Below are 20,394 nucleotides of genomic sequence, written 5' to 3'. Positions count from 1 at the left end.
CATGGTGGATCTGAGCCGCGCCCATGTGGAATCCTTCCTGGAGATGATGAGCGCCGAGCGCGGTGCGGCCGCCAACACGCTGCAATCCTATGAGCGCGACCTCGAGGATATTCATTCGTTCCTGACCGGGCGCAGCGTGCGGCTGACCGAAGCCGCCTCCGCCGATCTTTCCGCCTATCTCGCCTCGCTCGCCCGAAAGGGTTTCAAACCCTCTTCCCAGGCGCGCCGGCTTGCCGCCATGCGGCAGTTCTACAAGTTCCTCTATGCCGAGGGCCTGAGGACCGACGATCCCACCGGCATTCTCGACGCGCCGAAGAAGGGCCGCCCGCTGCCGAAGACGATGGGCGTCGAGGAGGTCGGCAAGCTGCTTGCACAGGCCGAGGCCGAAGCGGGCGATGCGGGCCCGGGCCAGTTGCAGCGCCTGCGCATGCTGGCGCTGCTGGAGCTGCTCTACGCCACCGGCATGCGGGTCAGCGAACTGGTTTCTCTTCCCGCCCGCGTGCTCGATCAGGAAGGCCGTTTCCTGATGATCCGCGGCAAGGGCAACAAGGAGCGGCTGGTGCCGCTGTCGCAATCGGCGATAGCCGCGCTGAAAGCCTATGGGCGCCTGCTGGCGGCGGAAAATGCCGCGGCCAAGGCCCCGCAGGAAAGCCCATGGCTGTTTCCGGCCGCCTCGAAGGAGGGCTATCTGCCGCGTCAGGTTTTCGCCCGCGACCTGAAGAACCTGGCGATCCGCGCCGGCCTGACGCCATCGATGATCTCGCCGCATGTGATGCGCCACGCCTTTGCCAGCCACCTGCTGGCCAATGGCGCCGACCTGCGCGTCGTGCAGGAACTCCTCGGCCATTCGGACATTTCGACCACACAGATCTATACGCATGTGCTCGAAGAGAGGCTGCAGCAGCTCGTCCAGACGCATCACCCCCTTGCCAAACAGGCGAAAAAGCACGAATAGGACCGGCGACAAAGGGCGGAGCCAGGAAAACGCCCCGGGCACAAGGAACGGAAACGCACCTCATGCACAATTATCTCGACTTCGAAAAGCCGATCTCCGACCTCGAAGGCAAGATCATCGAGCTGAAGAAGCTCGCAACGGAAGACGAGAGCATCGACACCACCGATGAGATCGGCAGGCTGGAGGTTCGCGTCCGCGAGGCGATCGTCGAAATCTATTCCAAGCTCAATCCCTGGCAGAAGACCCAGGTCGCCCGCCATCCGCAGCGCCCGCATTTCGTCGATTACGCCAAGACGCTGTTTCAGGAATTCACGCCGCTCGCCGGCGACCGCAAATTTTCCGAGGATGCCGCGATCCAGGCGGGCCTCGCCCGCTTCCGCGGCCAGCCCGTCGCCGTCATCGGCCAGGAAAAGGGCAACGACACCAAGACCCGCCTGAAGCACAATTTCGGCAGCCCCCGCCCGGAAGGCTACCGCAAGGCGATCCGCATCCTCGAAATGGCCGATCGTTTCGGCCTGCCGGTGATTTCGCTGGTGGATACGGCAGGCGCCTATCCCGGCGTCGGCGCCGAAGAGCGCGGCCAGGCCGAGGCGATCGCCCGCTCGACGGAAATGTGTCTCGGCGTCAAGGTTCCGCTCGTTTCCGTCGTCATCGGCGAAGGCGGCTCGGGCGGCGCCATCGCGATCGCCACCGGCAACAAGGTCTATATGCTCGAGCATTCGATCTACAGCGTCATCTCTCCTGAGGGCGCCGCCTCCATCCTCTGGCGCGATTCCACCCGCGCCCGCGAAGCGGCGACCAACATGAAGATCACCGCCGAAGACCTGAAATCGCTCGGCGTCATCGACGGCATCATTTCCGAGCCGCTCGGCGGCGCGCATCGCGATCCCGACAGCGTCATTGCCGCGACCGGCGACATGATCGCCAATGCGCTCGGCGAAATGGCCTCCCGTTCCGGCGAACAGCTGCGCAACGAGCGCCGCCAGAAATTCCTCAATATCGGCCGCAATCTCTAAAACCGCGGAAAAGCGCTGATACTTTTCCGCATCACGTCCGAGACAAGTTCGGCTTTCACCGATTGGGGCCAAATCTTGGCCACATTGATATTATCTGTAACATTCGCGCTTGCGGGGATGTTCAGGGCACGTCATAGGCTGGTAAGGATTTGTAAAGTATAAGCCGCCTATGATTCCGTCTGATGCCCGAACTCCATAGGCGGACCGGGTCGCATTATCTTTATGGGCTAGTTTGGATGCGCATACGTTATTTTGCCTATGTTTCCCTCATGGCGCTGGCTCTGACCGGCTGCAATGACGCATTGGAATCCGCGCAGGTCGATCTCTCCAAGGTCAAGAACAAGGTCGAGCAGCCGCTTCCTCCCCATATCCTCACCGCCATGTCCGCCAAGGGCATGGACCGCAATTCGCCGATCATGATCCGCATCTTCAAGGAAGAGGGTGCCATGGAGATCTGGAAGGCGAAGACCGACAACCGTTTCGACAAGATCGCCGACTACAAGATCTGCGCCTGGTCCGGCCGTCTCGGCCCGAAGGTCAAGACCGGCGACCGGCAGGCGCCGGAAGGTTTCTACGACCTGACGCGCGCCAACCTGAACCCCAATTCCAAATATTATCTGGCGATCAACACCGGCTTCCCGAACCGCTATGACGCGGCGAACGGCCGCACCGGCTCCGATCTGATGATCCATGGCGCCTGCTCGTCCTCCGGCTGCTATTCGATGACCGACCAGCAGGTGCTTGAAATTTACGCCTTTGCCCGCGACGCCTTCAAGGGCGGTCAGGCAACCGTGCAGCTTCAGGCCTTCCCCTTCCGCATGACGGCGGAAAACATGGTCAAGCATCGCCTCGACAGCAATTACGACTTCTGGAAAATGCTGAAGGTCGGCTACGACAATTTCGAAGTGACGAAGCGCCCGCCCGAGGTGGCCGTCTGCGAGAAGAAATACGTCTTCAATCAGCAGGTAACCGATGGCGGCGCCTTCAATGCCGCCGGCAAATGCCCTGCCATGTCGACGCCGCCGGCGCTGACGGCCGCTCTTGCCTCCTACGGCAAGACCTATGATGCCGATTATGCCAAGGCGATGAGCAAATTCGACGGCATGGCCTGGTACGACCCCTCCGAGGCCGAGCGCAAGGCCGTCGTCGCCAAGACGCGCAAGGGCCGCGAACTGGCTTATGCCCCGACCGGCACCTCGCTGGAAGCCGGCCGCATGGTCAAGGTCGCCGAACTCGAAGACCTGATGGCCAAGCGCACCGCGCAGGGGCTGGCCGCCAAGACCGCGCCGGGCGCCACGCCGGCAATGCCTGCCGCACCGCAGGCAATCTCGGCCCAGCCGCAGGCAACCGCAGTCGCTGCCGCGACACCGGCGGTCGTGCCCATCCCGACGCAGAACCCGCTGGCCTTTGCGGCGCCCGAACCGCAGGAAACCGCGGAAGCCGCGGCAAAGAAGCCGTTCTGGAAATTCTGGGCGCGGAACTGAACGGCTTGAGCCCCGTTCTCTACGATCTTCGCGGCCTGAAATGCCCATTTCCGGTGATCAAGACACGCAAGAAGCTTGCCGCCATGGCGAGCGGAACGCTCATTCGCGTCGACACCACCGATCCGCTGGCGGTGATCGACATGCCGCATTTCTGCAATGAGGACGGCCACGAGCTGGTCGAGACCGAAAAGACCGAAACCGGCCACCGCTTTCTGATTCGAAAGGGCTAACTAGCACGGCTTGCTTTGGCGTTGCTCGCCAAGGACGCAGCCCCACAGATCCTCTTTGCATCGACATCGATCTTGAAGGAAAAAACGATGAGCGCCGCCGCGTCATTTCGCAAGGATTACTCAGAACTCGTCCCGCCGAACCAGGACTTCTACCAAAATATTTTCAAGTTGAAAGGACGCGCCTTTCTGTTCGAGGGAACCAATGATGGTGTGCAGGGCTATGGAACGTTCAATTTGAAGGTCGAGGACCGTGAATATGGTCTGTCCAACGGGCTGTCACCGATTGAGTTGATGTTGTGGAGTTTCGAAATCGAAGGACGCACGATCGTCTGCGCTGTAGCGCAGCATTTCCGGCGCCTCTCCAACGCCCCGGCGGACATGCGCTTTCGCTATACTGTCGAAGCGATAAATGTGACTTGTCTCCATCACAAGGCGGATGCCGCGATCACAAAGGCCGATTGCCAGATGTTGTCGCGCATTTTGCGGAAGATGCTGCCCGACTATCACCGCATGGCATTCCGGGATTTTCCGCTGCAAACGGCCGCCCCCATTGAGATCGTTGAAAGGTGGAACAATCCGAATCGGCAAGTTGCGTCTTTTCTCACGTTGACGACGCAAGTCGCGTGGGACGTTGAATCCGCGGAGCGCCAAATGGAAGGTATAGATAGCTTTTTCAAAGAAGGTTGGCGAGACCTATATGATTTTGCCTCCGACAATAATTTCGCCGTCAAGTTCCGCGCTCCGCGAATTGAAGACATTCCTTCGTTTAGCGTCATCTTCGATGGCCTTGAGTTCACGTACAACTATCAGGAGGTTTCAGAAACAATAGGCCAAAAAACCTTTTGTTCTACTGTGTTATACACTCCTTGGTCGCCGAACTCTCTCAGGGCATCTGTCGACGGGGCTATATCTTCTATCGCCGATGAGACGAGAGCAAGAGCTGACCGGTTTGCACGCTTTAGGGTTTACAAGAAACTTAGAGCAAGCTGGGGTGAGAAATATCGGGACACCCCTCTTAGCGTGATTTTGCTTTCGGGAGAACTTTGATGACTGAATCGATTGCTCCCGATTATAAATAAGCTTCTGGCTAGATTCGCATGCCGGGAATGGCGAGCGGATTGTCGGACAGCGCCGCGCGATCCGGCATGTCGATGCGCGGCTTGCCCAGAAAGGCGTCGAACAGATCCTTCACGAAGGCCTCAGGCAGATCCTTGGTGATCAGCACCATGCGCGTGCGCCGGTCGCTGGGATCCGGCCAGGCGGCAAGCCGCACCGGCGGATGGAAGATGCTTTGCACCCCATGCAGCACCAGCGGCCGCTCCGGCCGGTCGGAGACGGAAACGATCGCCTTCATCCTGAGCAGCTTCTCGCCATGGGCGGAGCGCAGCAGATCGATGAACATGTCGAGCGCCATCGGATCGATCGGCTTCTCCTCGATGATCGAGAAGGAGCGGATCGAGGCATCGTGACGGTTGACGTCGTGCGGGTCCTGATGCGCGTGATCGCCATCATGATCATGATGGTGGTGATCATGGTGGTGGTGGCCATGGTGATCGCCATCATGATGATGACCGTGGTCGTGATCTCCATCACGACCGTGGCCGTGGTCGTGATGCGCCTCGTGCGCATCCTCGTCCTGCAGCCAGCGGCCGACATCGGCGATCTTCGTCGCCGGATCGTAGAGCCCGTTGACAAGCACCGCGGCGCTGCCGGCCTCAGTGCTGTCGGCGTCCATCATCGCGGCGCGCGGATTGAGCGCGCGCAGGCGCTGTTCCAGCTTGTCCGTTGCCTCAGCCATCGCCTTCTTCGAGACGATCAGCCGGTCGGCGACCGCCGCCTGCTTGCGGGCTTCCTCGTGATTGTCGAGCGTCTGCAGCCCGTTCACTGCATCCACCACGGTCACGACGCCGTCGAGTTCGAAATTTTGGGCGATGACCGGATTGCCCATGATCGCCTGCATGACCGGAGCGGGATCGGCAAGGCCCGTCGTCTCGATGACGACGCGCTTCACCGGCTTGACCCGGCCCGTCTGCACGGCATCCATCAGGTTTGCCAGCGTATCCACCAACTCGCCGCGCACGGTGCAGCAGAGGCAGCCGTCTGACAGTTCGATGATCGAATCGCCGGAGCTTTCGACCAGGAGATGATCGATGCCGACATCGCCGAATTCATTGATGATGACGGCCGCATCCTTCATCGCGGGATCTTTGAGGATGCGGTTGAGCAGCGTCGATTTGCCGGCACCGAGAAAGCCGGTCAGGATGGTGACCGGAATCCTGTCGTTGAGCGCGCTCATGTCGTTTGACCCTAGAAGCTGATCTTAGAAAGATGTCGGGCGCGGCATCGGCACCGGCACGTTGGCGATGCCTCCCGCCGTATCGCCGGTCGCCACCTTTTCCGGCTGCTGAGCTGGCTGCGGGTCCTGACCGGGAATGAGGCCGGCAAAGACGAAGCGCGGATCGTGGTCCATTTCCAGGATATAGGGCGACTGCACCTTCATGCGGCCGACTTCGTCGCGCGTTTCGCTGCGTATCTTGGCGCCCTTGGCGCTGCAGATATCGGCGGAGATGTCGGTCACCTGGTCCTGCCCCTGCCCGTAAGGCCGCAGGGACCCCAGCGTTTCATTGCCGGGAAACTGCGATGTGAAGCCCTTTTGCAGCAGGTTCGCCGTTGCATCGGCGCGCGCCGCCAGGCTGTCGGTGCCGAGCACGACGGAGACGATGGTGCGGCCGTTGCGGGTCGCCGAACCGATCTGGTTGAAGCCCGAGGCGCAGATGAAACCGGTCTTCATGCCGTCGGCGCCGGCGAAGCGGCCGATCAGCATGTTGAGGCTCGGCACGTTCTGCTGGCCGTTGGTGAAACCCTCAAGCGCGAAATAGCTGGCATATTGCGGAAAATCGCGGCGCAGCGCCACGGTCAGCACCGCAAGATCGCGCGCCGTCGTATATTGCCCCTTGCCCGGCAGGCCGTTCGGATTGACGAAATGCGAATCCGTCATGCCGAGCTTCAGCGCCTCGCCGTTCATCCGCGTCACGAAGCCTTCCTGCGTGCCGCCGATGGCTTCGGCGACCGCGACGGCGATGTCGTTGGCCGATTTCACCATCAGGATCTTCAGCGCGCTATCGAGCGTCAGCTTCTGGCCCGGCTTGAAATACATCTTGGCGGCCGGCTGCGCGGCGGCGCGCTTGCTCATGACGATGGGTGTATCGAGGCTGATCTGGCCGGCGCGGATCGCGTCGAACACGGTATAGACGGTCATCAGCTTGGTGAGCGACGCCGGATACCATTTGCGGAAGGCTTCTTCATGCTCGAGCACACGGCCGGTCTGCACATCGACGAGAATATGCGGATTGGCCGCGGCGAGCGGAACCGAGGCAAGAAAACCAGCCGTCGCGGCGACCGCGAAACTCAGCGGCCGCAAGGCGGCAAACAAACGGAAGTGGCTCGTCGACACGCTTTGTCCTTCGGATATCAGGAAAATCTCGAAACCTTCCCCTATTTAGCCTATATGGCTATGACATGGCAAAGGTCATTGACTAAGTAATTTCCACAGGCTCACGCCTCAGCCGCCTCACGTCCTTGTGATGCGATGAACGATTGCCGGGATTTCATAACAGGAACGCCAACATGCCGATTTTGAACAGAGCCGCCGAATTGCAGGACGAGGTCGCCGAATGGCGCCGTCATATTCACGCCCGGCCCGAGCTGCTCTTCGCGGTTGAGAATACGGCCGCCTTCGTCGCTGAAAAGCTCAAGGAATTCGGCGTCGACGAGATCGTCACCGGCATCGGCCGCACCGGCGTCGTCGGCCTGATCAAGGGCAAGGGCGAAGGCCGCCGCACCGTCGGCCTGCGCGCCGACATGGACGCCCTGCCGCTGACCGAAATATCAGGCAAGCCCTGGGCCTCGAAGACGCCGGGCAAGATGCATGCCTGCGGCCATGACGGCCACACGGCCATGCTGCTCGGCGCTGCGAAATACCTGGCCGAAACCCGCAACTTCAACGGCAATATCGCCGTCATCTTCCAGCCCGCCGAAGAGGGCGGCGGCGGCGGCAACCTGATGGTCAAGGACGGCATGATGGAGCGCTTCGGCATCGAAGAGGTCTACGGCATGCACAATCTGCCGGGCCTGCCTGTGGGGCAGTTCGCCACCCGCAAGGGCGCGATCATGGCGGCGACCGACGAATTCACCGTCACCATCAAGGGCCGCGGCGGCCACGCCGCCCAGCCGCACCGGACGATCGACCCGATCGCCATCGGCGCCCAGATCGTCTCCAACCTGCAGATGATCGCCTCGCGCACCGCCGATCCGATCAGCTCGGTCGTCGTCTCGGTGACCAAGTTCAATGCCGGTTTCGCCCATAACGTCATCCCGAACGACGCGACCTTCGCCGGCACCGTCCGCACCCTCGACCCCGAGGTGCGCACGCTGGCCGAGACCCGGTTCCGCCAGATCGTCGAGGGCATCTCCGCCGCCCACGGCGCCGAGGCCGAGATCGGCTTCAACCGCAACTACCCCGTCACCATCAACCATCCAGATGAAACCGAGCATGCGGTCGCCACCGCCAGCGCCATTGCCGGCGAGGGCAACGTCAACGCCGAAATCGATCCGATGATGGGCGGCGAGGATTTCTCCTACATGCTGAACGCCCGCCCCGGCGCCTTCATCTTCATCGGCAACGGCGACAGCGCCGGCCTGCACAACCCGGCCTATGACTTCAACGACGAAGCCATCGCCCACGGCATCTCCTACTGGGTCCGCCTCGCCGAACAACGCCTGGGCGTCTGACAACAATTAAGGCTTGGCTTCGCGCCAAGCCTTTTGTATGCATGGCTTCAAGTGGTCCCGTAGCTCAGCAGGATAGAGCACCAGATTCCTAATCTGGGGGTCGCGCGTTCGAATCGCGCCGGGATCACCAATAAAATCAAGCGCTTATGGCGCAAAGTAAGTTGCTGCATGTCGCATTCGTGTTGCAACTATTTCCTTTGATTTCCAAGGATTTCAATTAGCCAGCGGCGAATCCATGCGACAAGCTATGCAACATGTCGCGGGAGCTTTCATGTCTGGCAGCACCCAATCAGATGGAGGACACATATGACCGATTCCCAGTCACCGCTTGCAAAGCTTGATGAAATCCGAGCTGCCTTAGTTGAGCAGCGCCGCTCGGAGGCGAAGAACATCGACGTGCAGTCAATCGAAGCATCGAGTCAGTCCTTGAGCCGACGCGTCGGCCAGTCGTCATTGTTATCGATCCAAGACCAGATTGAAGCTGTTGACCGCATGATTGCTGATGAAACCCGTTTAGAAGGTTAGCAGGAATATCGGCTATTGCCGTGACCTAGGAAAGCTGCCGCGGCAGACAACGACGCCGCCGCGGCAAGTAGGGGTGAACAAAGCGGTCGTTAGGCAGCCTGCTTGACGATCGCCCTTCGCTTTTTGCACTTTCTGAACCACGTGATCCCGAGCGCCCTCCAAAACGGCACCTTGTGCGTAGCGGCAAAGAGCTTCGCCTCATCCTCGGCCGTGAATAGCAAGTCGACTATGGCGTCAGTCAGGTCCTCGGGCGTGATCTTGTCGCAGTATTCCTCGTCTGTAAGGAGCATCTCCACAGCCTTGATTTGCGGAGCAGTGAGGGGACCACGTTCTGCGCTCGCCAAAACCTCCAAGATTTCACGCGCGAGCTTCGGACCGCGCCGGCTGACGAGTGCCTCAATCTGCTTGATCGCAATCGTCTGACGGCTACCGGTTCCGGTATACGCGTTGGTGGTCTTCAAAACCTTCACGCCGGCTCTGGTGCAGACGAGTTCCAATGTCTGGGCGTCCTCGTCTGCAGCCGCCAGCGCTGCCTGGTGAAGCTGCAGCGTCGTCACACCGAGCCGGTCTGTGTTCTGGCCGATAAATGCCTTTGCCTGAGCGATGGTGCTCTCCGCCTCGACTATCATGACCGGGATCTTCTCAATGTGCGGGTTCGACGCAGCGGCAATCGCCGTATGCTGACCATCCAGAACCTTGAGGATCGTCTGTCCGTCGCATTCAGCGTAAGCGCAAATGGGCGCCTTGAACTTAACCCAATCAAAACCTTCGATAATGCGCCTAATCTGGCGAGTACCCTTTTCGCTGATGTTTCGCTGATAGGCTGGATCAACGAAAAGATCGACTGGATTGACGAGCTCGAAAATGGGCATGCCTGTGGGCGGGATCTGTGGATTCAGGCCTGCGATGCTGACCGGCGCTATCGGTCTCACGTTGTTTTGCATTTATGGCTCCTCTGGCATTCGCCAGCGGCAGCCGGCCGCTGTCTTCTACGGAGCGCGCAGAGAACCGTTTAACGCTTGGTGTCGACACGCTTTCCGAAGCTCTAACATCCACACTTCATGGCGTCGTTTTGAAGCACAATGTGGATAACTTGGGGCCCTTGACTATTCCACGTTGCTCGCAGAACGTGCCGCTCAACGGGGAGGATATTGCAGTGAGCAACGATGTTGTCATTAGGTCTGGAAGAACCACTAAGATTGGCGACCATGATGCTGAAATTCGGGATGCCGATGCGCGCACGGTTTTTGTTGATTTCTTTTCAGAAAATCGTCTCAGTAACAACACAGTTTGCATATCCCTCGGCGCGCTTCACGCCGACGGGGCGAACGGACCCGTCATCGATGTTTCAACGCGTCTGCGCATGGATCTCGGTTTTGCTCAGATACTGCACGGAGTACTTGGTGAGATCATCGCTACGGCTCTGAAACCGGTTGATCAGAAACCGAATTGACGCATGGAAAGGCTTTTCACGGCACTTGGCATACTCGCAAAGGCCTTGGGCGCGATTCTGGTCACGTTAGTATCCCTTGGCCTGATACTCGCAGTTTTGGGCGGATGGTCGGAATCCAACACCGAACGCGCCTCCTATGAATGCACGGTGCGTCGCATGGATCATCATATCGCAGCGGAAGACACTGGAGCATACCATGACACATGCATGGCGGCAGTAGGATATAGACGCGTCGGCGCCTGCTATTCTGGCAATCTCATCGCAGCGCCAGCCTTTTGTTTCGCTCCGGGCTGGCAGGCCTGGAGATAGCTCGGCACCGAACACATTAGTCGCTCAAGGACTCGCTCACACGGAAGCACCGCCGCCATGACCTCGCCTGACACCGCCACCCTACTTGAGGACGCCGCCGATCGGATCGCAGATATCTCGCGAGCTGATCTGCAGATCATGCTTCGTCGGGCGGCGCTACGGCTGCGCAATGCCGGCACCGTCTCGATGGAGGATGACGTCGAGGACGCCTTGCGCGACCTGGTCAGCGAGCTTGGCATGACGCGTAACGACATGATCAGGTTTATCGTCCGAGAGTGGATGGAGAAAAACACCTATCTGCCGGTGCACAATCTCGATGAAGACGGCGCGGTGTAGCCGGTGACGCTTGAAGTCCTGGGCTTACCTGCATATCTCACTGGTACGCACGGGTAACTATTCAATGCTACGATAAGGTGTATTGACAGTTACCCTTATAGTCTGGCAAGAAAATCATGTTGCGAGCGATGCAACAATTTCCTTAAACCGCCGTTAATTGGCGGAGAGTAAATTGGCAGCATGGTTCGTAGTCTTGGGGGGCATAAGATGAGCTTTGCACGTATTGCGGCCTGCGAGGGGTAGGACGACGTTTTCGCTGAGGCGATTCGCGTCGCGTGCCCGTATCAATTGCCGACGGTTCCGTCGGGCTATTTTAGCAGGTTATCGATGACACATCTGACTGAGGTTCTGTTCTCTGTATTTGCAGGCGTCGCGGCTGCGATGTTTGCTGCGAATGTCGTCATGCTTGTCCTTAAGTATCAGCACCGCGCAGGCGCAGCCCGTAGGGTTGCGCGCTTGCTCGCACCTGCAACGTCGTACCTTTTGCTTGGGGGTAAGTCGGGCCGCGATATGCGAGATCAGTGGAAAGCATAATCGGTGCAATCGGTCGTAGTAGTTCCTTATCTTGGTGCGGTTCCTACGACCTTTTTCATAGGATGCTTCGGCAGTATCGCAGTGGAAATTGGCGCGGCGCTGAAAGCATCCGTCGATCTAGACGGCCGCTGCCCGGAACGCTACCTGCGGCCTTTCTACATAATAATCCGTGTGCTGATGATCTTGGTCGCCGGGGCTATTCCTGCATTTCTCGACGCAGCGAACTCATTGACCGCGCTTTATATGGGCGCCAGCGCACCGCTATTCTTGGACCGCCTCGGGCGGGGTGTCGATGCCGCCCAAGTATTGAAGGAGCCGAGCGCCGGCGCTTAATAATGCTGCAGTCGGATCAACGGCTCGACGACGACAATCTTTGCTCATCCAAGTCATAAACCGCGGCGTTATCCTGCTCCTCCCGCAGCCCCTTATAAGAGGCGTGCCGCAGCTTGCCGTCGCCGGTCCACGCCCGATACTCGATCTCGGCAATGAGCTTTGGCTTCACGAAAATTGCTCCCTTGCGATCGACGACCGCAGCCGGCGTGGATGTGATGAGGCCGTCGAGATTCTCACGAAGCTCATGAGCGTTGCGCTCGTTGAAGCCCGTCCCGACCCCGCCAACGTAGACCAGCGTCTTGCTCTTGCGCGCGGCGAGCAGAAGCCGGCCTATCCCGGCACGCGCGACTGTGGATCGCTCATAGCCGACGATCACAAAGCTGTCGCTCTGGACGCATTTGATCTTCACCCAATCGCCAAGGCGGCCGGAGCTATAGGGCGCACTCCTACGCTTGGCGATGATGCCCTCAAGGCCATGCTCGCAGGCGCTTGCCAGCAACAGATCGCCATCAGCCTCGATCTCCTCGGAAAGCCGGATATCGCCCTGCTCGCCAGCCGGCACCAGATCCTCGAGCAGATGCCGGCGCATGCTGAGTTCGGAATTTCTGAGATCATGGCCGTCGAAATAGAGCAGATCAAAAGCCATGAAGATGGCGTCGCTTGAGCTCTTCTTGCCGCCACGGCCGCCGAGCGATTGTTGCAGCAGGCCGAAATCCGGCCGGCCCTGCTCGTCGAGAACCACCGCCTCGCCGTCGAGGATTGCCGTGCCAACAGGAAGCCACAACGCCGCCTGTTGGATCGCCGGGAAACGATCTGTCCAATCGTGGCCCCCGCGCGTCAGGATGCGAATGCCTGTCGGCCCGACATGAACCGACAGGCGATAGCCATCCCACTTGACCTCATAAACCCAGTCATCACCCTTCGGTGGCTTTGGCTTCAGCAAAGCAAGGCAGGGCTCGATACGGTCCGGCATGAGATCTAACGGAAGGCTGGGCTGGTCGGGATCTCGGCGCCGACGTGGGCGACTGCGGAGCAGCGCGTCGGCTTCACCGAGCAGCGGTTTGGGAGACTTGCGAGGCGGCTTCGTCATGCCGGCAGTTCATCAGCATCACCTTAAAAAGCAATTGACCTAGATTGATTATTGACTCGCAAGCGCATGCGAACATAATAAGAACATCGGCGCTGCGGCCGCCAATCTGAAAACAGAAGATGTGGAAAACGGATATGCGCGAGCAGCCGATCGGCGAAGCCTTGGAAGATGAGCGATAAGAATTCGACTGATACCGAGCAGTTCCTCGGCTGGCATCGCGGAAAGAAAGTCGGCGTGATCTGCGAGGACTGTGAGTTGTTGCGTTTCTATGACGGTAGCGAGCTCTTCGAGAAATATGACAACATCAATATGCCGTCGCTGCTGCCGAAGCTCGCGAAAGAGCGTGGGTGCGAGCGCACAGAGAACAGTTTCTACGAACGCTGCAGGATGACATACCACCACAAGCCGGACGTCTGGGCCCGGAAGATGGGCTACGTGCCTCGCGACGAGATCCAGGCCGAAGACCGCACCTTTGGCGATCTGCCCGAGTGGGAGGGGTTAGTGGCCTTTTGCAGGAACGCGGCTTGCAAACGGAAACAGCCACTTGATCGGTGGGCACTGCAGAAGCGGCTCGGCAAAGATACGAAGATTTCGGCAATAGGTCCGCGCCTGAAATGCAAATGCGGTCACCGCGGTGCCAACATCGTCATCGGCTATGTTTCGCGGTGATCTCGGAACACAAGAAGGGAATGATAAATGATTGCTGGGCTGATCATCTGCGCATCGCTGACCGTCGTCGATGGCGACACAGTGAAATGCGATGGGCAGAACATGCGACTACTGGGGGAAGGAGTTCCGTTTATCTCGGGCGTCGATACGCCGGAGATCGGATCGCACGCGAAGTGCATCAAAGAACGGAACCTGGCGTTGATCGCCAAGGGCAGGTTGAAAGAGCTGCTGGCTGAAAAGGGACTGCGCGTCGTGTTCAGCGGCGCGGTGGACAAGACACAAACGCACCGGCCGTTGGTCAACATCTACCGAAAGAATGGTGAAGAAATCGGCAAGAAGCTGCTGAAGGAAGGGTTTGCACGAACATGGAGCCCAAAGCGGCGAAACGACTGGTGCGATTGACCAGTTCACGTCGTCGCTAGGTCAGACAAGGATAAACGGACTGTTAGTTGGAGCCAGGAGGCTGCTGTGCTCGCGAAGTGAAAATGTAAGCAACTACTGCCCCTAGGACCGCTGAAACGGCGTCAGATTGCACAATCTTGGCAACTCCTAGAAACATGGTCGCCGGCACGACAACCATAACGCCAAGTAAAGGCAGAGCGTACGGAGCATATGGACTGCCGGGCGTTATCTTTGGAGCGAAGAAAATGAAGCCGATCAGCATAATGGCTGAAAGAACAAAGACGCCGCCCGTCGGTGTCTGTGCATTCGATATCAATGTTGCGATTGTATTCATAAAGCTGTCAGCGCCCCGTTGTAGATTCACCAATGGTGACACAACTTAACGAAGTATTCGAGTCCCAGCGCAGAAATACATCCTCCCGTGCGGCGGCTTTCAGGTATCGCTGTAAAAGCTGCGAAATCCCTATACATCAATCGACTGCGCGGTAGGCGGTGACTTCCTTGGCGTGGATCACGGTTCACTAATCAGTTGATCTTCAACCAATGCCGAAAGGCCGCAACTGCACCATCGCTGGCATAGGCAATGATGCCGCCGATCGTCAGGCCGGCGAAGGCGATAAGCCCTGAGACCCCGTAGCCGAGGGTCTTCATTTTTTTCCACTCCTCGAGAGTGGGTGCGACCACCTCGTGGTTCTTCTCGACGGTCTCCTTGACGCTTTTGATCTCCTCGCGGATCTGGCCATCAACGCCACTGCTGACCGTTATCGTCATGTCGAGGAGATGGATTTGCTTGGCCTGCTCGTCGAGCCGTCTGTGGATGACAGCACGACTTTCATGGGCACTATCTTTCTCGTCGCTGACCTCCTCGCGAAGGTGAGAAACGCTATCCTCGATTCCGGTCAGTCTGCCTTCGACACGGCCGAGCGCGCGAAGGATGTCGTCATTGGATGCCATTTATGTCGACGCCTGCCTGTCTATGGGTTGAACTTCAACTTTTCGGATTGGGAAATGCCGTTGGCGATGCGGTCAATCATGATGCCCTGCGGATGCACGAAAGACACTGGCGTCAACTCACCGATGGACGCGGCGGCCCTTACGACGGAGCCGATAGGTAGGATAACGGCGCTCGATCCCTGATAGGTAATCACATTCCCCGAAACACTACCGACCACCTGCGAACTGAGACGCGCGATGCCGTCAGGGCCGCTATAGATATGGATGTTCTGTTCAGGTCGGAAGATGCTCGGGTCAGCGACGGTGATCGTATTATATGGCGTCACCCCGTCCGTTCCCGACTGGACTGTCAGGGTCGTGCTTGGCAACTCCAGCATGCCGGGCCACATGCCATCAACGGTAGGCGATACCCAAGCAGCATAGGTGTCGATAGCAGCATCGCAGCAAGATGATGTCTGTGCGAGAATATCGTTACGCAAGCGCCATTTGCCGGAAGCATCCGTGCCATCTGCCGGCCATGTATTGTTGGCACCAAATACCTGATAGGAGGTATGAAGCCCTTGTTCGTTGACGACGATGGTTCCTGTGGCCGGAGATGCGCCGCCAGCGAAGGTGTATGTGAAGGTATCCGCGCCAGTGACCGTAATGACGTAGCTACCATTGTAGGCAGTCACACCCGTCGCCCCTGAAATGCTGACGGTCTGTCCGGTCACCAAACCATTGAGACCGCTGGTCATGGTTGCTGTTGCCGTGGTGCCCACCGATGTGATGGTGACGCTTCGGGTAATCGTGGTGCGACCCAACGGGGGGAACGCGACAATGCGAACGCCAGGGTATTCGGCGCGGATGCGGGTGACCAGTGAACGATAGTTGGTGTTGAACCACGTGTTGTACGACGTGGATGTATCGTTTTGCCCCATTTGGTTTGCGATGACGGTGAAAGGCCACCGGTTGCCGTTGAATGCGTAGATTTCGCGGATGATATCCCGGCGCCTGGTCGCAATGGCTGAACCAGTCCCGGTATATTCGCGGACAGATCCCGCGCCGGGCAAACCAACCAAGCAATGGGGGATTCGACCGATACCACCATTCTTGTCGAGCCAGCGGCGAAACCAGCCAAGATTGCCGCGCGTATCAGCCGCAGCGCTGAATTCCTGCCGGCTTTCACCCAGGCTGTCGACGAAGCCAAGGGCGATCGGACGGCCATCCCAGTCACCCTTGGCGACCATGAAGTCGAACCCGTAATATTGCGGCTGTGCCAGCGTTCCGTAGCCGGTATCGAGCGCGACTGTGCTGTCGGCGTTCGGCGTATCCTTGAATGCCAGCAAGGTTGCGTGATCGGAAGCACCCCACACGCGTTCACCGCGATGCTTCTGAATGCGGAACACCGGCCAAATCTTTTCAGCGACAGCGGTATGATAGAACACCCACAGCTCAATTTCGCTTTCGGCCGCGACGTCCGGCGTGGTCAGTTCGTCCGTCCAGGCGCCATTCGTCTGGTCGGCGATGGTTACCGTATTCGAGGCTGCGACTTGCAACTGGTAGAAGACGCCTGCGACCCGGGCGAACATCGCATCGACGACAACGGAATTGCCAGGCGCGCCGATCGTGCCGGTGACGATGGTTTCCTGTGGCGAGTTCCCGCCTTCCGTCGAGGCAAAGCCGGACAGGTGAAACTTGAACATCCGCGTTTTATAAGACGGCGTGTTGATGACCATCTTGGTGCACACATATTCAGTGCCGGACGCCGCGGTGACGATGTTACCTGATGGCATTCGGTTGCGCGTCGCAAAGAACATGAAGCGGTCGGGATCTCCGCCGCTTCCGCCCCCGGCATTCAACATCGGGTTCGTCAAGGCGAGTGAAATTGCATTCATCATCGGCGTCTACTCCCAGCAGCCTTGAGCGGCGCCGAATTTATTGTGGCTGGCAATCTGGTTTGCGAACGGCCGATCCGTCTTCAGGACGATGACCGACGTCTGCAGGCTCGGCGTCAGGCGAGAGAACCCGTCGCACGCATTCTGCTTGCTGGTCGTCTGGCAGCCCGAGATCAGCGCACAAAGCGGCAGCATCAGAAGTGGAAACTTCGTCATCGATTGTGTTCCTTTCGCGCAGAACCTGGACGGATTTCGTGAGGGCGGCTGTTGCGGCCATTTGCTTGCCTTCCGACTGCCCGAGCCAACGAGCCGGGTAGAAAGCGAGCATGGCGCCGAGGGCGACGGCGACTGGCAGCTTGATGACGTCGGGGATTAGGGAGAGCATCAGATACCCTCCAGGCAGAACTGGCGTTCTTTCTGCCGGCGCCGGGTCAGGCCTGGGAAGACGATCCCCGCGGCGCGGTTCCATTTGAGGAGAGCTTCGCAGCCTTCGGCGGTCTTGCCCTGATTGATGAGCCTTACCGCGCTGGACCCGCAGGCGGCCTTGATGCCGACGTTGTAACCGAATGAGGTCAACGCCACGAAGCGCGCATCCGGCAGTGGGACCGTGACGCAGCGCTCAATGCCGGCCGCATAGGTTTGCAGCTCCAGAGACAGCAGCGCCTTGCATTGGGCGACCGTCCTGTAATTTCCGGGCTTCACGCCGTTGGTGGACCCGTAGCAGATCGTCCACGGCTGGCCTTGTGTGGCCGGATCTGGATAGGCATTCTGCCGAAGCCCCTCGAAACTGCCGACGAGCGCCACGGCCATTGCAGCCGCGGCGCTACCCTTCTGCAGGCGGTTTGCCATTCAGATCTCCTGAAACTTTCTGTTGAACGAAAATGCGGGCGATGATCGCCGCAACGGCCAAAAGGCCCGTGATCGCCGACATGGCGAGTTGGATGTAGAGGTTCTTCGCTACCCAGGTGGCGGCCACAAAATTGTAGATCGGCTCAAGGATGATGAAGAGGAACGCCAAGGCCATCAGGCGCACCGACCAGGCGCGCTTAAGCACCTCGCGCCAGTTACGGACGAGCATGGAGAGTTCTCCGATTTTGGATGTGAAAATGCCGCTCGGAGGCGGCTTGGCTTTTTAGCGCGGCAGCGCATCAAATGATGTCAGGGAGGTGGGGTAGCCAAGACTCGACATCTTCGCCCTTCGCCATATTTCCTTAACACCATCAAGGAGCGAAATATGTTTCGAGCACTAGCCGTTTCTCTATCTGTCAGTGCCACAGCTATCCTGTGCCAGCCGGTTTTTGCAGCTGACATAATCGAGGGTTATCGCCCACCACCGGCTACGCGCCACGTCGTTTACCACCCTAAAAAGGTGTATGTCAGGAAGACCTTTCACGAGTGCGGTCAGCTATTGGTGGAATACCGCCCGCCGTACCGTCCTCACACGGAGATTGTTACCATCTGCCATCCACGCAAGTATGTCCTTACCCGATACTGACGGCCTGGAAGGCCTACTTCATCGTTTTTTGTGGAAGTTAAAATTGCTGAAGGACGAAACACGTGTGGCAGTTCTCCTCGCCGTCGGCATCGGGGGCGCTTTTTTGATAGCCATTCGATACGGTATACACGCCGGCTATTTGACCCCCTGACGGTTAGAGAGAAGCTGCGGCCGCAAAAAACTGATCGATCTGCTGCGACGCGAAGCCCATGGCCGCAAAGCCGGCCGCCATCATCGGGCTGTCCTTGACGAAGGTGCCGCTATATTCGAACGCATCCTGCGTCTCGCCGTCCTGTTGAGCCACCCACGCCTTGACCTGGTCGAGCAGACCGGAGCGCCGAAGCATCAGCCGAAACTGACGCGCGGAAACCGAAAACACTTCGGGCGGGGCATCCCGGAAGGCCACAAGAGCGGGATCGTCATCTGACAGAAATTCTTCCGCTACCCCTTCCTGCAATTGCTCGTAGAGACCATCGATAGCGCCGCCGGCCGATCGTGAAACGTAGGGCATTACGCGTTCCTCCCGCATGGATAGTGGAAGCCATCAGTCCAGACCCAACAGTTGCCGGAGGCGCCGGCGACGCGGCGGATCTGCTTGGCTGTGTTTGTCCAGATCTCGCCAGACCCGACGGCATAGCTCGATGCAACCTGGATAGAGCCCACGTTGCCGCCATCACCTCCAAGGCCGGCGACCAGAACACCTTGTGCTGGGTCGCTAAGAAGCGCCGAAGCGGTGGTTGCACCTGATGTGTAGAAAAAGCGCAGTTTGGCCTTTGCTTTAACCCCGTTCGGAACAGTGAGCGCGAGCAAGTTCGATGTTGTTGATATGCTGACGCTGGCTGCATCCACGACCGGCGTTACGAACGTATATTCATCGCGTGGATACATCACGAATGGCCGGATAAGCGAGCTCGCATCCGTAATCACCACTCCGATTTGTTTGACGATGGTGTAGCCGGTCAGCAGCGTCGTGTTGACTCCTCCGATCGTTGCCGAAGTCGATAGAACGACGTCGAAGGACAAATCCGAATCTTTGCGGATGGCATAGGCGAAATAGCTCGTGCTTGCCGCAACGGAGCCGGTATCGAGGCCACCATTCCCGGTTGCTACTGCCCATGTGCCGTTCAACCGCTTCGTCATGGTGCTGGCGCTGGAGACGAACGACGATCCCGACCTGGCAGTTCCGGCCGCGAAATCGACATGTGTGGTTGGGCTGCCGCTGTTGTTGGAAAGCAGCAGCCCGTCAATGAAGCTGCCCACCGCCGTGCTGTCAGCTTTCGCCAGGAGCCTCGTCATCAGCTTGTTGGTGAAGAACGCCGTCCCGCTGCAGATGATGAATGCGGAATACCCGTTCGGGACAATCAGCGTTGCCGCCCCGTCGATTGTCTCCGCCCCGTTGGGATCGATCGTTACATCGGCGCCGTCTGCGATGACGGTATAGTGCCAGTTCGCACCGAGCGTTGCCGCGACCGTCAGGGTGACGATAGCGGCGGCCGTGAAGCGATGAACGGCATTATTGTCCGACGCGAGCGCCGTGTAATCACCCGCCTTGGCCGCATATATCATTGCCTGGTCAAAGGAGACATCAACGCCGTTCTGCGTGAACCCGAGCAGGCCGCCGCCCTTCAGATACATGCCGGTCTGCGGGTTCGACGCGAAACCCACGCCCGGGGCGGACACTGTCCCACTTGCCGCCTTTAGCGGTGCGACCATCGGCGCCGAGCCGTCGCGCGGTAGCGAGTTGGTGATTTCGTTGCCGAGGTCGGTGGTCAGTGCATTCCACGGCACGGGGTCGATGACCTGGCCGACCGAAGGCGTTGTTCCGGCGGCCTTGGAATAGACGCCGGTGGATGGGTTTCTGGGCATTCACCTTCTCCAAAAAGAAGCGCCCCCGCGAATTGCGAGGCCATTAATGGTGTAGTATTGGTTGCCGATGCAGAT

Annotated in this window: 23 protein-coding genes and 1 tRNA gene; 13 read left to right on the top strand and 11 right to left on the bottom strand. The window is 59.0% G+C overall.

Annotated features, from left to right (window positions below; genetic code table 11):
- Position 1 precedes the first annotated feature (1 nt).
- The 5 genes from xerD to QMO80_RS15115 all read left to right on the top strand — a co-directional run bounded on the left by xerD (position 2) and on the right by QMO80_RS15115 (position 4,732).
- Positions 2–955 carry a site-specific tyrosine recombinase XerD gene (gene xerD, locus QMO80_RS15135; protein ID WP_283197299.1) on the top strand — a complete coding sequence of 318 codons (954 nt, stop codon included), beginning with the start codon at positions 2–4 and terminating at the stop codon, positions 953–955.
- A gap of 62 nt (positions 956–1,017) precedes the next feature.
- The gene (locus tag QMO80_RS15130; protein ID WP_283197298.1) at positions 1,018–1,971 is read left to right on the top strand and encodes an acetyl-CoA carboxylase carboxyltransferase subunit alpha; all 954 of its coding nucleotides are present in this window, start codon (positions 1,018–1,020) and stop codon (positions 1,969–1,971) included.
- Positions 1,972–2,207: 236 nt separating this feature from the next.
- The gene (locus QMO80_RS15125; protein ID WP_283197297.1) at positions 2,208–3,455 is read left to right on the top strand and encodes a murein L,D-transpeptidase family protein; all 1,248 of its coding nucleotides are present in this window, start codon (positions 2,208–2,210) and stop codon (positions 3,453–3,455) included.
- A gap of 5 nt (positions 3,456–3,460) precedes the next feature.
- Positions 3,461–3,685, top strand: coding sequence for a sulfurtransferase TusA family protein (locus tag QMO80_RS15120; protein ID WP_049732413.1), 225 nt, complete (start codon positions 3,461–3,463; stop codon positions 3,683–3,685).
- An 87-nt stretch (positions 3,686–3,772) separates the two neighbouring features.
- The gene (locus QMO80_RS15115) at positions 3,773–4,732 is read left to right on the top strand and encodes a hypothetical protein (protein WP_283197296.1); all 960 of its coding nucleotides are present in this window, start codon (positions 3,773–3,775) and stop codon (positions 4,730–4,732) included.
- 40 nt (positions 4,733–4,772) lie between these two features.
- On the opposite strand, the gene QMO80_RS15110 is transcribed toward QMO80_RS15115, so the two are convergent.
- Together QMO80_RS15110 and QMO80_RS15105 are read right to left on the bottom strand one after the other, a co-directional pair.
- Positions 4,773–5,981: a GTP-binding protein gene (locus QMO80_RS15110; protein ID WP_283197295.1), complete on the bottom strand. Its 1,209-nt coding sequence runs from the start codon at positions 5,979–5,981 to the stop codon at positions 4,773–4,775.
- A 24-nt stretch (positions 5,982–6,005) separates the two neighbouring features.
- Positions 6,006–7,139, bottom strand: a complete 1,134-nt coding sequence (locus QMO80_RS15105; protein WP_283197294.1) for a D-alanyl-D-alanine carboxypeptidase family protein — start codon at positions 7,137–7,139, stop codon at positions 6,006–6,008.
- 173 nt (positions 7,140–7,312) lie between these two features.
- Between QMO80_RS15105 and QMO80_RS15100 the strand changes: the two genes are divergently transcribed.
- The 3 genes from QMO80_RS15100 to QMO80_RS15090 all read left to right on the top strand — a co-directional run bounded on the left by QMO80_RS15100 (position 7,313) and on the right by QMO80_RS15090 (position 9,001).
- Positions 7,313–8,476 (top strand): M20 aminoacylase family protein, encoded by a 1,164-nt coding sequence (locus QMO80_RS15100; RefSeq protein WP_283197293.1) that lies wholly within the window; start codon positions 7,313–7,315, stop codon positions 8,474–8,476.
- 53 nt (positions 8,477–8,529) lie between these two features.
- Positions 8,530–8,606 (top strand) — tRNA-Arg (locus QMO80_RS15095).
- A 176-nt stretch (positions 8,607–8,782) separates the two neighbouring features.
- A complete protein-coding gene (locus QMO80_RS15090; RefSeq protein WP_283197292.1) occupies positions 8,783–9,001 on the top strand; it encodes a hypothetical protein in 219 nt (72 codons plus the stop codon).
- Between the two features lie 89 nt (positions 9,002–9,090).
- Here the strand turns inward: QMO80_RS15090 and QMO80_RS15085 are convergent, their stop codons facing one another.
- Positions 9,091–9,945, bottom strand: a complete 855-nt coding sequence (locus QMO80_RS15085; protein WP_283197291.1) for a hypothetical protein — start codon at positions 9,943–9,945, stop codon at positions 9,091–9,093.
- Between the two features lie 212 nt (positions 9,946–10,157).
- Between QMO80_RS15085 and QMO80_RS15080 the strand changes: the two genes are divergently transcribed.
- The 3 genes from QMO80_RS15080 to QMO80_RS15070 all read left to right on the top strand — a co-directional run bounded on the left by QMO80_RS15080 (position 10,158) and on the right by QMO80_RS15070 (position 11,966).
- Positions 10,158–10,454, top strand: a complete 297-nt coding sequence (locus tag QMO80_RS15080) for a hypothetical protein (protein WP_283197290.1) — start codon at positions 10,158–10,160, stop codon at positions 10,452–10,454.
- A gap of 366 nt (positions 10,455–10,820) precedes the next feature.
- Positions 10,821–11,099 carry a CopG family transcriptional regulator gene (locus tag QMO80_RS15075; protein WP_283197289.1) on the top strand — a complete coding sequence of 93 codons (279 nt, stop codon included), beginning with the start codon at positions 10,821–10,823 and terminating at the stop codon, positions 11,097–11,099.
- Positions 11,100–11,636: 537 nt separating this feature from the next.
- The gene (locus QMO80_RS15070; protein ID WP_283197288.1) at positions 11,637–11,966 is read left to right on the top strand and encodes a hypothetical protein; all 330 of its coding nucleotides are present in this window, start codon (positions 11,637–11,639) and stop codon (positions 11,964–11,966) included.
- Positions 11,967–11,982: 16 nt separating this feature from the next.
- Here the strand turns inward: QMO80_RS15070 and ligD are convergent, their stop codons facing one another.
- The gene (gene ligD, locus QMO80_RS15065; RefSeq protein ID WP_283197287.1) at positions 11,983–13,056 is read right to left on the bottom strand and encodes a non-homologous end-joining DNA ligase; all 1,074 of its coding nucleotides are present in this window, start codon (positions 13,054–13,056) and stop codon (positions 11,983–11,985) included.
- A 168-nt stretch (positions 13,057–13,224) separates the two neighbouring features.
- On the opposite strand from ligD, the gene QMO80_RS15060 reads away from it, so the two are divergent.
- Both QMO80_RS15060 and QMO80_RS15055 read left to right on the top strand, forming a co-directional pair.
- Positions 13,225–13,725, top strand: coding sequence for a hypothetical protein (locus QMO80_RS15060; protein WP_283197286.1), 501 nt, complete (start codon positions 13,225–13,227; stop codon positions 13,723–13,725).
- Positions 13,726–13,752: 27 nt separating this feature from the next.
- Positions 13,753–14,127 carry a thermonuclease family protein gene (locus QMO80_RS15055; protein ID WP_283197285.1) on the top strand — a complete coding sequence of 125 codons (375 nt, stop codon included), beginning with the start codon at positions 13,753–13,755 and terminating at the stop codon, positions 14,125–14,127.
- Between the two features lie 525 nt (positions 14,128–14,652).
- On the opposite strand, the gene QMO80_RS15050 is transcribed toward QMO80_RS15055, so the two are convergent.
- From QMO80_RS15050 to QMO80_RS15020, 7 genes are all read right to left on the bottom strand, one after another.
- A complete protein-coding gene (locus tag QMO80_RS15050; protein WP_283197284.1) occupies positions 14,653–15,081 on the bottom strand; it encodes a DUF1515 domain-containing protein in 429 nt (142 codons plus the stop codon).
- A 20-nt stretch (positions 15,082–15,101) separates the two neighbouring features.
- Positions 15,102–16,961, bottom strand: a complete 1,860-nt coding sequence (locus QMO80_RS15045; RefSeq protein ID WP_283197283.1) for a hypothetical protein — start codon at positions 16,959–16,961, stop codon at positions 15,102–15,104.
- Between the two features lie 6 nt (positions 16,962–16,967).
- Complete coding sequence (locus QMO80_RS15040; protein WP_283197282.1) at positions 16,968–17,174, bottom strand: hypothetical protein; 207 nt, start codon at positions 17,172–17,174, stop codon at positions 16,968–16,970.
- Between the two features lie 168 nt (positions 17,175–17,342).
- Positions 17,343–17,807, bottom strand: a complete 465-nt coding sequence (locus tag QMO80_RS15035) for a lysozyme (protein ID WP_283197281.1) — start codon at positions 17,805–17,807, stop codon at positions 17,343–17,345.
- Positions 17,782–18,036 carry a hypothetical protein gene (locus QMO80_RS15030; RefSeq protein ID WP_283197280.1) on the bottom strand — a complete coding sequence of 85 codons (255 nt, stop codon included), beginning with the start codon at positions 18,034–18,036 and terminating at the stop codon, positions 17,782–17,784. The genes QMO80_RS15035 and QMO80_RS15030 overlap by 26 nt, the downstream gene beginning before the upstream one ends.
- A 571-nt stretch (positions 18,037–18,607) precedes the next feature.
- Positions 18,608–18,964: a hypothetical protein gene (locus tag QMO80_RS15025; RefSeq protein ID WP_283197279.1), complete on the bottom strand. Its 357-nt coding sequence runs from the start codon at positions 18,962–18,964 to the stop codon at positions 18,608–18,610.
- The gene (locus QMO80_RS15020) at positions 18,964–20,319 is read right to left on the bottom strand and encodes a hypothetical protein (RefSeq protein WP_283197278.1); all 1,356 of its coding nucleotides are present in this window, start codon (positions 20,317–20,319) and stop codon (positions 18,964–18,966) included. Before QMO80_RS15020 ends, QMO80_RS15025 begins: the two co-directional genes overlap by 1 nt.
- Positions 20,320–20,394: the final 75 nt, after the last annotated feature.

Source organism: Rhizobium sp. BT03 (assembly GCF_030053155.1).
GTDB lineage: Bacteria > Pseudomonadota > Alphaproteobacteria > Rhizobiales > Rhizobiaceae > Rhizobium.
Note: the sequence above shows the minus strand (reverse complement) of the source record. Positions and strands in the feature narration are given on the sequence as shown.